We start from the raw sequence: 14,085 nt of genomic DNA, 5'->3' as shown, positions 1-14,085 counted from the left end.
GAGCTGTTGGCTCGTGTCTTATATCAACTAGGAGGAAGACTTCTCTTAGGGTCTCTCTTTGGTGGAGATATTCGTTGATTAGCTTATCCCACTTGGCCTTCTCCTTCTTGCTTACTTTGGCATATCCGTAGCCTGGTAGGTCTACTAGCCTAAACTTGTCATTTATCCTATAGAAGTTGATCGTCCTGGTCTTACCTGGGACAGAGGAAGTCTTGGCAAGCTTCTTTCTGCCCAGGAAGGAATTGATAAAAGAGCTCTTGCCTACGTTACTTCTTCCGACAAAGGCAAGCTCAGGAAGGTCTTCACTTGGCCATTGCTCCCTAAATCCTGCAACTTGTTCTAGTTCAATGTTTTTTATCTTCATACTAGGGCCTTTTCTATGACTTCAGAAACCTTGGAGACTGTGATGAAGTTAATCTTATCTCTGATCTCTTTTGGTATATCTTCTGTATCTCTCTCATTTTCTTTTGGAATTATGACGTTTTTGATTCCGTAGGAGTAGGCTGCGAGGGCTTTTTCCTTAAGGCCTCCTATTGGTAGGACATTTCCACGGATGGTAACTTCTCCAGTCATGGCTATATCGCTTCTTACTTTCTTTCCTGTAAGGGCTGATACCATTGCGGTGGTCATAGTGATTCCTGCAGAAGGCCCATCTTTTGGAGTAGCTCCTTCTGGGAAGTGGACATGGATATCCTTATTTTCGTAGAACTTCCCACGGATTCCTAAGTCACTTTGGTTGGATCTAATATAGGCCATGGCTACTTGACCGGATTCTTTCATGACATCTCCCAAGGATCCTGTCATCTCGACATTTCCCTTACCTTCCATGACATTTGCCTCAACTGCTAGCATAGTTCCTCCGACAGAGGTCCAGGCGAGTCCATTTACAAGACCTACTTGGTCTTCTTTTTCGATTGCATCATCGAAGAATCTCTCCCTGCCTAAGTATTTCGTGTAATTTTGCATAGATACACGAACCTTATCCTTGCCAGCAAGGATTTCTTTGACTGCTCTTCTACAAATCTTGGCAATCAATCTTTCAAGTTCTCTTACACCCGCTTCTCTGGTGTAGTTTTTGATGATTTTTTCAATTACTGCATCTGATATAGTAATTTCATCTTCCTTAAGACCATTGTTTTCCATCTCTTTAGCTACTAGGTATTTCTTGGCGATGGATTCCTTCTCACTTATTGTATAACCTGATAACTCTATTACTTCTAGCCTGTCATAGAGGGCATCAGGGATTTCATTGGCGTCATTTGCTGTTGTGATAAAGAAGACATCTGATAGGTCGAAAGGAATATCTAGGTATCTATCGATGAACTTATCGTTTTGTTCTGGGTCTAGGACTTCTAGGAGGGCGCTTGATGGGTCTCCCCTAAAGTCTGAACCTAATTTATCGATCTCATCTAGGAGAAAGACTGGGTTTTTGACATTGATCCTGTCGATATTGGCAAGGACCCTACCTGCCATAGCTCCTACATAGGTCCTCCTGTGGCCTCTGATTTCAGATTCGTCGGTCACTCCACCGAGTCTCATAGAAACAAACTTCCTATCAAGGGCACGGGCTATGGATTTGGCTATAGAAGTCTTTCCGACACCAGGAGGTCCTACTAGGCAAATCACAGATCCCTTGGAGTTCTTGTTTTTTTGTCTAACTGCAATAGATTCTAGGATTCTTTCCTTTACATCTTCAAGGCCATAGTGGTCTTCGTCTAGAATCTTCTCTGCTCTCTTGATATCTATTACATCCTTGCTAAGCTTATTCCAAGGAAGAGATACTACAAAGTCAAGATAAGCAGACAAAACTCCATAGTCAGGACTCATCTCTGGTAGAGAATCGATTCTTTCTATATCCTTCTCTAGTGACTTCTTACTTTCCTTATCAAGCTTAATAGCCTTAATCTTTTTCCTATAATAATCAGCCTCGGACTTGGCCTCTCCATTATTTTCGTTGATTTCTTTCTTTAGGACTTCCATCTTCTCTCTTAGATAATAGTCCTTTTGGCTCTTGTTAATATTATCTTGGACCTGTTTTTCAATCTCTTTGGATAGCTTCTTAAGGCTTATTTCCTTAGTGATTATCTCATGGAGGGCAAGCATCCTCTTTTCTGTATCAATAGTTTCTAGGATTTGGTAATATTCCTTTGGAGCAAGCTCTAGGTGGAAGGTTATCACATCTACTAACCTGTGGAAGTTGTCAATCTCAATTAGACTGTAGGCTATTTCATCAAGAGCATTGTTATCAAGGCTGATATATTCCTTGAAGTCATCGATCAAGATTTTCTTTAGGGATAGGAGATTTTCCTTATCTTTCTCCTCTTCTTCCCTGTAGTGGTATTCGCTTACACTAGCTTTTAGAAAGCCCTCAGATACTTCTAAATCATCAAGTCTTGCCACTCCTATAGGATCTACAAAGACTCTAGTAACACCATTTGGAAGCTCGAAGGTATCTTTTATGCTCGCAACTATACCAAATTCATAGAGGCCTTCCTTTTTGGGATTGTCATCGAAGACATCCTTTTGGTTTACCAAAAACAGATTAGTATTTCTAAGCCTTGCATCTTCAACTGCATTTACTGAAATACTCCTTTTGGCATCAAAACTTAGGAAGGTACTTGGCATTGGCCAGTAGCCCCTTAGGGCTATAAGAGGATATTTATTATTAACTTTATCATAAACATCTGTCATCTTTTACCTCGCTATAAAATGGGGCTGTTGCAAATTTATGAATACTATCGTCATTCATTAAGCATAATCTTTAATAGAGATTTGTTAATGATATCTGGACGATTGTTCATTCGGCAACAACCCCATCTTTCTATCTTTTCTTATAAACTAATTTTTCCTTATCATCTATAGACTCTTTTGTGACAATCACTTCTTCTAGATCATCTATTGAAGGAATTTCAAACATGAGATCTAGGAGGAGATTTTCCATTATGGTCCTTAGTCCTCTAGCACCAGTCTTTTGATTGTAGGCCTTTTCAGCAATCTTTTCTAGGGCCTCATCCTCAAAGGTAAGCTTAACACCATCAAGCTCGAAGAGCTTTTGGTATTGTCTTACGAAGGAGTTTTTTGGCTCCTTTAAGATTTTGACTAGGGAGTCAACTTCTAGAGCATCAAGGCTTACGACTATAGGCACCCTTCCTATAAACTCTGGAATGAGTCCGTACTTAAGGAGGTCTTCTGTATTTACTTCCTTAAGGCTTGCGCTAGCATTTCTCGTAACACTTGCCCCGAAACCAATGGTCTTTTCAGAAAGTCTCCTATTTATTATATCTTCAATCCCATCAAAGGCTCCGCCTAGGATAAAAAGGATATTTGTCGTATCCACTTGGATATACTCCTGGCTAGGGTGCTTCCTTCCTCCTTGAGGAGGTACGTTGGCCTCAGTTCCCTCAATTAGTTTAAGGAGGGCTTGTTGGACGCCTTCCCCTGACACATCACGGGTTATAGAAGGATTTTCGCTTTTTCTAGTAATCTTATCTATCTCATCTACATAGATAATTCCACGTTCTGCTATGTCTATATCATAATCTGCGGCTTGGACAAGCTTTAGGATTATATTTTCCACATCCTCACCTACATAACCTGCCTCAGTAAGGCTTGTCGCATCTGCTATAGCAAAAGGTACATTTAGCTTGCGAGCAAGGGTTTGGGCAAGGAGGGTCTTTCCTGAACCAGTTGGACCTAGCATTAATATATTTGATTTTTGTAGCTCTATGTCGCTATCTTCTTCATTGCTATTAATTCTTTTGTAGTGGTTATATACTGCAACAGAAAGGGTCTTTTTGGCATCATCTTGGCCTATAACATAAGAGTCAAGGAAGTCCTTGATCTCTTTTGGTGTTGATAGGTCGATGTCAGCCGAAAACTCAGACGACGAATTAGTCTCTTGGGCTATAATCTCGTGACATAAGTCGACACATTCGTTGCAAATATAAGCATTAGGACCAGCTATAATTCTTTTAACTTGTGAGCTATCCTTGCCACAAAAAGAACATCTTATTTCTTTTTGTTCGTAATCAGACATTTATTCCTACTTACTTTCAATTACTTTATCGATAAGACCGTACTCTAACGCTTCAGCTGCTGTCATAGCAAAGTCCCTATCGGTATCTTTTTCTATCTTCTTTAGACTTTGTCCTGTATTATCAGAAAGGATTTTGTTTAGTCTTTCTTTAATCTTAATTATTTGTTCAGCTTGTATCACAATATCACTAGCTTGACCTTGGGCACCACCTGAAGGTTGGTGGATCATGATATTTGAGCTAGGTAGGGAGTATCTCTTTCCCTTAGCTCCTGATGATAAAAGGACTGCTGCCATTGATGCAGCTTGACCTATACAAATTGTGGATACATCTGGTTTGATGTAGTTCATTGTATCGTATATAGCAAGTCCACTTGTTACAACTCCACCAGGAGAGTTGATATAAAATTGGATGTCCTTGTCAGGGTCTTCGCTTTCTAAGAAGAGTAGTTGGGCTATGATAATATCTGAGATTTCATCACGAACTTCACCTGATAGGAAGATTATCCTGTCTTTTAGAAGTCTTGAATATATATCATAGGCTCTCTCGCCTCTATTTGTTTGTTCTACAACTGTTGGTACTAAATAATTTTTAGGAATCATTTTATCTCCTTATCTAAATGGAGCTTATTTATCTTCGCCTTCCTCGTGGTCGTGATCTTCTTCACCAACTGCCTTGTGGTATTCTTCGTGAGGAAGAGCTTTAGCATTTTCTGTTAGAAGTTCAACTGCTTTTCTTCTCATGATATTTTCTTCTAGAGTCTTATCAGAGATGTTTTTAGCGAAAAGCTCTTTGAATTTCTCAAGATCTTCTACTCCATAATTTTCTGCTGCTTCTTTGATTTCGTTTTCTTTTTCTTCTTCTGTAACTTCTATACCTTCTTTAAGAGCAACTTCATCTATAACGAGATTTGCCTTAACTCTAGCTTCTGCTTGAGCTCTGTATTGGTCACGGATTTGGTTGATATCCATCTTTGTCATCTCGATATATTGAGCTAGGGTAATACCCATTTGTTGAAGTCTTTGGTCTAGGTTTTGTAGTTCATAGTCGATTTCAGCATCAACCATTGGTCTTGGTGCGCTTACTTCAGATTTCTTAACTAAAGCTTCAATTGCTTGGTTTTGGATTAGGTTTTTAGCGTAATCTTTCTTATCTTCAGCAAGCTTTTCTCTTAGGTTGTTCTTTAATTCGTCAAGTGTATCAAATTCTGAGATGTCTTTCGCAAACTCGTCATCAAGTTCTGGAAGTTCTTTTCTTGTAATTGAGTTGATTTCAACTTCAAACTTAGCATCTTTTCCTTGGAATTCTTTAGCTTGGTAATCTTCTGGGAAGGTTACATTAACGTCAAACTTATCTCCAACCTTATGGCCTGCTACTTGTCCTTCAAAACCTTCGATAAAGGTATTTGATCCAAGAACTAGGTCGTAATTTTCTGCCTTACCGCCTTCAAATCTTTCTCCATCAAGGAAACCATCAAAGTCGATATTTACTGTATCGCCTTCTTTTGCTTCGCCATCTTCAACTGGAACAAGTCTTGCGTTTTCGTCTTGTTGTTTCTTAAGTTCTGCTTCAACATCTTCGTCTGTTACTTCGCTAGATACTTCTTCAACGATTAGTTCTGAATAATCCCCTAGTTCTGGGTGTGGTTTTGTTTCAACTTCAACCTTAAATGTGATGTCTTTTCCTTTTTCGATATCATCAAGGTCTACTGATGGTTGGTCGATTACTTCAAGGCCAAGTTCTTCTACAGCTTCTTCATATGGTTTAGGGAAAACTATTTGGATTGCTTCATCGTAGAAGATTTCTGGTCCGTACATTTTTTCAAGTACTTTTCTAGAAACGTGACCAGGTCTAAAGCCATCTACCCTATATCTAGATTTGTTTCTTTTATATACAGTGTCAGTTGCCTTTTTGAACTCATCATAAGGCACGTCGAATTCGAATTTTGCTATGTTATTTTCGTGTGATTTTAATTCTGTCATTTTTTCCTCCTGGTGTTCTTACTCATTGAAATAATATACTACTTCTTTGTCAAGCTATCAAGATTTTTACCCATTCTCGTCAAAAAGTCCTCGATTGCTTTTTTATTATTTTCTAAATTTTCTTCTAATATTTCTTCTTCGATTCTTCTTAGAAGATTTCCTATAATCTTTCCTTGGGGATAGCCCATCCTTATTAGGTCATTGCCATCAATGGCAAGGTCCGACCTTTTCTTCGGTATATCATCTACCAGGACCTCAACAAGAATTTCTTCTCCAAGGTCTATATTACTAGAATCAGGATGTTTGGTAGCAAGGATGTCAGCCCTTTGTAGGTCGAATAAACGTCTAAGATTCTCTTCGCCTATTCTTCTTAGAAGCTTTCTGATGGACTTTTTCGTGTAAATATTGGAACAGTCCATATGTCTTTTGACAAGGCTTGTCGCATCACTTATAAATTTATTGGAAAACTTTAGCTCCTTAAGCCTTTTTCTTAACATCTCTTCTGAAAGATTCTGGTGGCCGAAGAATCTCCCTTCTCCTCTTTCATCTAGGAAAAAGGTATCGACCTTGCCCACATCATGGTAGAGGGCAGCAAACCTTACGGTAAGATCTGCTGGGCTTTCGTCAAGGACCTTTAGGCTGTGCTCGTAGACATCATCTGCGTGATAACTTGAATGTTGGTCAAAGCCTATTGTTCTTTTTACTTCAGGGAAAATTTCAGCTAAGAGGCCTACTTCATCCATAAGCCTTATACCCCTGGAAGGAGTAGCTGAAGTTAGGATCTCACTTAATTCACTTGCTATCCTCTCCTTTGATATGGAATTAATCTTACCTGCATTGTCTCTAATAGCTTCCTTGAGGGATTCTTCTATAGTAAAGCCCAAGCGATTGGCAAAGCGCACCGCCCTAAGGCTTCTTAAGAGATCTTCGTCAATTCTTTCTCTAGAATCTCCAACAGCCCTGATAACTTTTCTTGAAAGATCTGCTCGTCCCCCAAAGGGATCTATGATCTCCCCATGGTCAAAGGCCATAGCATTTATAGTAAAGTCTCTTCTTTCTAAATCATCAATCAGATTATCAGAAAAGCTAACTTCCGTGGGGTGTCTCCCGTCCCTGTAGGCACTTTCCTTTCTAAAAGTCGTAATCTCAAATGCATCTCCCTCTACTATAACCTTGATAGTTCCAAATCTCTTTCCAATATCGATAAGCTTAAAGTCCCTAAAGACTTCCTCGATCTCTTCTGGTCTTGCATCAGTTGTGATATCTATATCAGAAACTTCCCTAGAAAGAAGGCTGTCTCTAACAGCTCCTCCCACAGGAAAAGATTTAAAGCCAGCCTCTTCTAATCTATCTATTATATTTTCGTAATTAATCTTTGTCTTAAGTCTCATTACTTTTCTTTTCTTCCTACTTCTATCTTGTAGGATACTGGATTCTTCCCGTCGTAGAGACTTACCCCATCTGGAATATTAAGCTTGATTTCACCCTTTTTCTCAGACTTAAGTTCAGTTACATTTACAGGATAAGTTTCGATTTCATCTACTGACTTAAGAGACCCGCTATCTCCCTTTATGACACATTCTGTCTGAGAAAGACTTATATTTTTAATCTCGAAGCCCTCAGCTGGCTCACCATAATAACTCATTTTTATAGGAACTCTCTTAGTCTCCTCTGCCCTAAAGGAAATATTTATATCATCGTTAGACTTCTCGATACCAGTGACTTCCTTGCCATCCTTATCCAAAATATGAATATCGAGATTGTGGATTTTACCGTCTAGATAGCTTTCTTCGTCGATATTTACCTCAACCCTATCGATTTGATTGATTGCAGAGACAGGTCCTTTGACTGTGACTTCCTCGATTGACTGTTCGTTAATCTCTACAGACCTTCCGTCCTTGAGGCTATCCTTTATCACAATGTTGATAGGTAAGGACTTTTCTACCTTCTTTTGGACATTGATATTGATTGAAGGAGGATCTACCATGGAAATCCCAACCCCGCTTGGTGTATCTACCTTAACCCCAACGGATTGGATACCTTCCTTCACATCCTTAACATCTATACTTGCTTGAATGTCGTTTTGCTTGGTTCCAACAATCTTATCCCTAGTGCCCTCAACTCTGATATTGACATTACTTGTCTCATCGAGACCAATTATTGTATAGCCTCTAGCTTCTAGGGCGTCCTTATTTTGGACAAGGATTGGTACATTTCTAAAAGTCCTATTTACAGAAGGGTTAGTCGAAGTAACTACAAAAGCCCACATGACAATGGCAAGGATAACAGATAGGACTATCAATTGCACATCATTTTTCTTTTTCATTTACTTCTCCCTTCTTTTCTTTCTTCAATAGGTCGTCAGTATTTACAAGCTCATTTTTAAGTCTAATCCTTAGGCTTTCCTCATCAAAATATCTATTGATCTTACCATTTTCTGCAACAGAAATATTTCCTGTCTCCTCTGATACAATTACCACAAGACAATCGCTCTTTTCGGAAATCCCAATAGCTGCCCTATGCCTTGTCCCAAGCTCCTTGGCTATAGTATTTGAAGAAGACAAAGGCAAATAACAAGCTGCTGCAGCAATGGTATTTTTCCTGATAATTACAGCCCCATCATGAAGGGGAGTGTTAGGAATAAAGATATTGATAAGAAGCTCTGAAGAGATATCACTATCAAGCTTGGTCCCACTTTCTATAATATCAGACAGACCAACCTCCCTTTCCAAAACCACAAGGGCTCCGATCTTTTGCCTAGAAAGAGAACTCATAGCAGAAACTAGCTCATCTATACTTCTCTCATCCCTCTGGATCTTCTCACTAGAAAACAAACTCCTACCCCTACCAAGCCTTTCAAGAGCGCTCCTAAGCTCTGGCTGAAAGACAACTATGATAAAGACTAAAGCAACTGTCAAGAATTGATTCATCACCCAAGAGACTGTATTAAGATTTAAAATATCCGCAATAGATGCGAAAAACAAAACAAAAATTAGCCCCTTAAGCACCTGTTCGGCCCTGGTGTTTCTTAGAAGTGAGAAAAGTTTATAAATAACAAAGGCAACAATTGCAATATCAATAATATCCGTCACCCTAATCAACATCAAAGACGTAATAATATTTTCCAAAAAATTCATACTTCCTCCTTCTATTAATGTACTATTTAACAAGCTTATTGGTAGGAAGAAGATAGATTATTTTTTCTTTTTGCTACTAGATATTCCTAGCATCATACCAAACATAGCGCCAATACATATCCCTAAAGCTAGCATATAAAGAAGCCCTCCAAAAATTATACCAAACAAGACTCCCAAAGAAAGCCAGTAAGGAAGATTCTTAGTATCCTTATCCATATTTACCTCAATTTCTTTATATCCATTTTACGATAATAGTTTTAGTTAAATCAAGCTTTATCTTCTCATAAAACAAGCCCTCCTGAAGTTGCCCTCTCTTAAAAACCAAGATAGCCTTATCTTATTCTTCCTCCTCTTAGCGAGAGTAGGTACGTTCTTTATGGCCTTAATAGCCAAGTCTTTTCCATAGTCTTCCAACAACTTTGAAAGAGCTTCACAATAGCTCGGGTTAGATATTATATCCTCATCAGAAAAAATCCCTGGCTGAGATCTCCAAAGCCTATCTAACTTTGTAAGGAGGCTTTTGTCTACTAAGTCATTTGTATTATTAGTTATTAGTGTATTAGTATTTAGTAGCCTTGGATTTTCTACTTCTTGATTTTCTACAAGTGTATCTCCTAGACCTTGATTTTCTCCGAGTATTATTTCATCTTTCTTATCCGAATTAGCTATTTCCTCATCTTTTGGGGTAACATTCTTCTCATCGTCATTTTCATCTTCTTTTTCAAGATCTTGATCTTCTACTTCTAGATTTTCTCCGAGCGGATTATTTGAATTGATTTCAATGCTTTCATTAATCTCAGTCTCCCAGCGGATTATCACCCCGTCTTCCTTAACAGGATATCTTTTAAGATAGCCCTTATCTATCAGCTCAGCAAGGCCTGTCCTAAAAGAGGCTATCCCATCTTTTGACTTTGTAACAAGCTGCTCTATATGAACAACCCAATCATCAGGTAGACTCAAAAGATAAGTGAGAATCCCCTTAGCCTTAAAGGAAAGGTCTTCATCATTCAAGTAGCCATTATCTATTGTAGTAAAATTCCCAGTCTTCTTAACACGATTTACAATCATAATCTCTCCTTAGTATAAGTATTTCTACTTATATATAGAAAATATATGAAATTCTTCCCGAAAAAAGCTAGAAAAGAATTCTCTCTCCTAGCTTTGCTAAATTAATATATATTTAATTCTCATTTATATTTTTCTTTATAGAAGTTCAAGAAGAATAATATTTAAAAAACATCCCCCGTAAGTTTTTGTCTAAAGCCTCAGCAGTCTAACTCCTACAAGATAAGTAAGCAAATCCTAATCATAAGCCTAAAGCATCTCAATAAAGGCGGCCATTCTTGTGTTTAGTTGGCCTATGTCTGCTTGGCCGAAGTCGGTTTCTACGTAGGTGTATGGAATTTTTTTCTCTTCTTGGACGAATCTTTTGATTTTTTCCCTTTCTACATTGTAGGTGTGGCAGGCTACTAGGTCCATTTCTACTACTCCGTCTGCCTGGTATTCGTCTATTAGTCTTCCTAGAAGCTCGAATCTGTTGGTATCTGGGCTCATTACAGAACAACCTATGTCTATATATCTATTGGCTAGGGCTTTTATAATGTCTTCTTGGTCAAGGTCTACGTTTCTATCGAAGTTTTTCTCACCAGAGCAGTTTTCAAAGCTTACTATCACTCCACCGTTATCTTCTATGGCCTTGATCACCTTTTCAGTAGCTCCTCCCATTGGGCAACCTGTTACTACTATTCTTGGCTTTTTCTCTCTCGCCTTTGGATCGTATTCGACGATTATTCTTTTGGCTAGGGCGTTGATCTCTCCTGGGATTTTTTCCTTGTCCATATTAAATTGGCTACCATATGTAACATGAAAGAGGTCAAGGCCTGACATTGGAGTTGGATCAAGTTTCATAGTTTGGGCTATGTTTTTTTGGGCATCTCTTATGTCATTTCCTAATTTGACCGCTTTTCTTAGCTTCTCTTCTGTGATTTCTGTGGCAAATTTTTCTTCCATATATTCTTTGAATTCTTCTACTTCTTCCGCCCAGTATCTTTTGGCCTTTTCGTCTTGCTTGTTAGGTAGGTTCATCATATAGACTGGCTTTATTTCATCCATCAATTCGTACATTTTCTTCTTCCCATCGCAGGTTGTCTCTCCTACTATGACATCTGAGAAGTAGAAGAATGGGCATTTGTCTGTTTTGGCGAAGCCATAGGATGATTTGATAAGGGGACAGAGATTGGCTGGGAGGTCCTTTTCTGCTTCTGCCATGGTCTCATCGCTAGTCGAGCATAGGCCAACGGTGCTTGCTCCAGCCGCCCAAGCTACTTCTTCAGGAAAATATGTACAATAGGCTCCTACTAGGGGAATGTTCTTATCCTTTAATTCTTTTACGCTTAGAAAGGCGTTTTTTCTTGCGTCGGCAAATTCTTCAAATATTTCTGGTAAGTCTTTAATTAAATCTGTCATCTTTTTTTCTTCTCCTTCGATAGATAGGCTCCTCCAATCGAGCCTGCAAATTGTCCGTTCTTAACGTTTATTACTTCTTTTCCAATTGTTTGAGATAGGATTTCTGCAAAGTATGGGACTTGACTTAAGCCTCCAGTAAGGATTACTATCTCGCTATCTCCTATTTTGTTATACATCTGGCTTACTTTCTGGGCGACGGAATTTACTATTCCTGCTGCTATGTCTTCTTTCTTCCTTCCCTCTCCCACGTAGGAAGTGATTTCTGTTTCTGCAAATACCGTGCACATGGAAGAAATTGATATGGCCTCTCCTTTCTGGGCAAGGTCAAAGAGTTCGGCGATTGTGAGCCCAAGTTTGTTGGCCATTACTTCGATAAATTTGCCCGTACCTGCTGAGCACTTGTCATTCATTTGAAATTCAGATACCAATTTATCTTCAATAAGGATTGCCTTGGTGTCTTGGCCTCCTACATCTATTACAGCCAGATTATCAAGGCCAGATAGGGCCCTCGCTCCTCTTGCGTGGCAGGTGATTTCTGTTATGACAAAATCAGCGAAGTCGACACTTATCCTCCCATATCCTGTTGCTGTTACTCTGGTGTTTTCATTTTCGACGTCGACTCCTTCGTCAAGGAGCCTCTTTTTGATATCATTAGCTACTTCCTTAGATGACCAGCCAGTAGGAGTTACGAAATTAATTTCCTTATCTCCAATTACAGATACCTTGCTTGCAGTTGATCCTATATCGATTCCTACATAGTTCATTGATCTACTCCAAGCTTATGGATTTTCTCATAAGAAATTGAGTTTTCCTCTAATGTCTTTGTGACTTTCTCTAAATCTTCTGTCTCTATCTTAAAGGCTAGGCCACAGCCTGCGGATATTTCATTTGGTAGGGGGATAATCTTCCCAGCAAGCTTTTTTTCCTTAGCGAAAGCCTCCATCATCATGGCATCTGTAGTCGTATCAAATGTTATTACTATCATAATCATCTCCTAGAATTTCCTTTAGGGCCTTAATTGCTTCATCAATTTCTTCCTTGCTATTGAAATATGAAAGAGAGAAGCGTACGAGTCCTGCTTCTTCTGTCCCCAAAGCATTGTGGCAAAGAGGGGCGCAATGGGCTCCTGCCCTAGTAGCTATGTGGTATTTTTCGGCAAGGATTTGGGCAAGGTCATTAGCTGAGATCTTTGAGGGATTAATCGCAAGTATACCAACTCTCTTATCTAAATCTTTGTCTCCATAAATTGTAAGATTTGGTATTTCCCTTAAGCTTTTATCAAAATATGTAAGTAGGTCCTTTTCCTTTTTTCTAATATTAGATAGGCCAGTTTGATTTAGGAAATCAAGGCTAGCATTTAAAGAAAGTATACCATAAGCATTGATGGTCCCTGCCTCTAGGGCATCTGGCATAGCTTGAGGGTGATCTTTATCAAATGAATTGATCCCGCTTCCTCCGACCTTAATGGCTCTGGGATTAAGTCCTTCTTTTATGTAAATTCCACCAGTACCCGTTAGGCCGTATAGGGCCTTGTGGCCTGTAAAGCATAGGACGTCTATACCGTATTTTTCAACATCTATATCGATAAGACCTGCACTTTGGGCAGCATCTACTATAAGAAGAAGCCCATGCTTTTTACAAAAATCAGAAACTATCGAAAGATCTGTAATATTACCCGTAACATTTGAAGCATGGCTTATAACAAGGGCCTTGGTGTTTTTTCTCACAAGCTCTTCCATCATTTCGTAATCGAAGATCCCCTCTTTCCCCTCCTTAAGTCCTATAAAGGAAAGCTCAGCTCCTTCCTTTTCCTTAAGATAAAGAGGTCGGAGGACGGAATTGTGCTCGATAAGAGACGTTATTACATGATCATTCTTTCCTATAAATGAAGAAATAGCAATGTTTAGGGCCTCCGTGGCATTTGCGGTAAAAGCAAGTCTTCTTAGATCTTTGATATTAAAAAGCCTTGCAAGCTTAATTCTTGTATCAAGAACCATCCTTCCAGTATCTAAAGAAATTTTATTAAAGCCCCTCGAAGGATTTCCTATTTTATCAAAGTTTTCTATCAATCTTTCCTTGACCAGGTCTGGTTTGACCAAGGTAGTTGCGGCATTGTCTAAATAAATCATAGCGAACCTCTTTTAAAAATATATCGACCTCGCCCCTATTATCTAATATATTACTCCCCTTGTCAAAACTTTTTCATAATTTCTAGGCCCATTATTTATTTAGGAAGTGAGTTAATAATTAAGTCTCTTATCTTTTATTAATACTAAATCCAATAAAATAATCTAATAATAGAAACTAAAATTAATGAAAACCTTTCTTGATGTATTTTTAGAAAATATTCGGTAGAATATTAGAAGGAGGTCCTATGAAGAACTTAGAAGTATGCGGCGGTTGCAATGCCAAGATTGCCGCAGGTAATTTGGATAAATTATTAAAGGATATTACTCCCTACAGGAG

Annotated in this window: 14 protein-coding genes; all 14 read right to left on the bottom strand. The window is 38.8% G+C overall.

The annotated features are described in order from the left end of the window. The coding region (yihA, locus tag MRZ08_RS06755; RefSeq protein WP_297380918.1) for a ribosome biogenesis GTP-binding protein YihA/YsxC at positions 1-364 on the bottom strand (364 nt) is incomplete at its 3' end. Then, complete coding sequence (gene lon / locus MRZ08_RS06750; protein WP_297380917.1) at positions 361-2,691, bottom strand: endopeptidase La; 2,331 nt, start codon at positions 2,689-2,691, stop codon at positions 361-363. The genes lon and yihA, both read right to left, overlap by 4 nt. Positions 2,692-2,821: 130 nt before the next feature. Continuing rightward, complete coding sequence (clpX, locus tag MRZ08_RS06745) at positions 2,822-4,036, bottom strand: ATP-dependent Clp protease ATP-binding subunit ClpX (RefSeq protein ID WP_297380914.1); 1,215 nt, start codon at positions 4,034-4,036, stop codon at positions 2,822-2,824. A 6-nt stretch (positions 4,037-4,042) separates the two neighbouring features. Next, entirely contained in the window at positions 4,043-4,636 is a 594-nt protein-coding gene (gene clpP, locus MRZ08_RS06740) for an ATP-dependent Clp endopeptidase proteolytic subunit ClpP (protein WP_015777336.1), read from the bottom strand. Positions 4,637-4,660: 24 nt separating this feature from the next. Next, the gene (gene tig / locus MRZ08_RS06735) at positions 4,661-6,016 is read right to left on the bottom strand and encodes a trigger factor (RefSeq protein WP_297380911.1); all 1,356 of its coding nucleotides are present in this window, start codon (positions 6,014-6,016) and stop codon (positions 4,661-4,663) included. Positions 6,017-6,054: 38 nt separating this feature from the next. After that, positions 6,055-7,407 carry an HD domain-containing protein gene (locus tag MRZ08_RS06730; RefSeq protein WP_297380909.1) on the bottom strand — a complete coding sequence of 451 codons (1,353 nt, stop codon included), beginning with the start codon at positions 7,405-7,407 and terminating at the stop codon, positions 6,055-6,057. Then, the gene (locus MRZ08_RS06725; RefSeq protein ID WP_297380905.1) at positions 7,407-8,342 is read right to left on the bottom strand and encodes a CdaR family protein; all 936 of its coding nucleotides are present in this window, start codon (positions 8,340-8,342) and stop codon (positions 7,407-7,409) included. The genes MRZ08_RS06730 and MRZ08_RS06725 overlap by 1 nt, the downstream gene beginning before the upstream one ends. After that, entirely contained in the window at positions 8,326-9,153 is an 828-nt protein-coding gene (gene cdaA, locus MRZ08_RS06720) for a diadenylate cyclase CdaA (protein ID WP_015777332.1), read from the bottom strand. Before cdaA ends, MRZ08_RS06725 begins: the two co-directional genes overlap by 17 nt. 57 nt (positions 9,154-9,210) lie before the next feature. Beyond that, positions 9,211-9,369 (bottom strand): hypothetical protein, encoded by a 159-nt coding sequence (locus MRZ08_RS06715; RefSeq protein WP_297380900.1) that lies wholly within the window; start codon positions 9,367-9,369, stop codon positions 9,211-9,213. A 57-nt stretch (positions 9,370-9,426) separates the two neighbouring features. Continuing rightward, a complete protein-coding gene (locus MRZ08_RS06710) occupies positions 9,427-10,221 on the bottom strand; it encodes a hypothetical protein (RefSeq protein ID WP_297380898.1) in 795 nt (264 codons plus the stop codon). Positions 10,222-10,467: 246 nt separating this feature from the next. Continuing rightward, the gene (locus MRZ08_RS06705) at positions 10,468-11,619 is read right to left on the bottom strand and encodes a double-cubane-cluster-containing anaerobic reductase (protein ID WP_297380895.1); all 1,152 of its coding nucleotides are present in this window, start codon (positions 11,617-11,619) and stop codon (positions 10,468-10,470) included. Beyond that, positions 11,616-12,383, bottom strand: a complete 768-nt coding sequence (locus MRZ08_RS06700) for an acyl-CoA dehydratase activase (RefSeq protein ID WP_297380892.1) — start codon at positions 12,381-12,383, stop codon at positions 11,616-11,618. The genes MRZ08_RS06705 and MRZ08_RS06700 overlap by 4 nt, the downstream gene beginning before the upstream one ends. Beyond that, positions 12,380-12,604 (bottom strand): DUF3343 domain-containing protein, encoded by a 225-nt coding sequence (locus MRZ08_RS06695; RefSeq protein WP_297380889.1) that lies wholly within the window; start codon positions 12,602-12,604, stop codon positions 12,380-12,382. The genes MRZ08_RS06700 and MRZ08_RS06695 overlap by 4 nt, the downstream gene beginning before the upstream one ends. Then, positions 12,585-13,748: an aminotransferase class V-fold PLP-dependent enzyme gene (locus tag MRZ08_RS06690; RefSeq protein ID WP_297380887.1), complete on the bottom strand. Its 1,164-nt coding sequence runs from the start codon at positions 13,746-13,748 to the stop codon at positions 12,585-12,587. The genes MRZ08_RS06695 and MRZ08_RS06690 overlap by 20 nt, the downstream gene beginning before the upstream one ends. Positions 13,749-14,085: the final 337 nt, after the last annotated feature.

Origin of the sequence: Anaerococcus sp., assembly GCF_022770135.1 — a bacterium.
Classification (GTDB): domain Bacteria; phylum Bacillota; class Clostridia; order Tissierellales; family Peptoniphilaceae; genus Anaerococcus.
The sequence above is the reverse complement of the archived record's forward strand: the minus strand, read 5'-3'. Positions and strand labels throughout refer to the sequence as shown.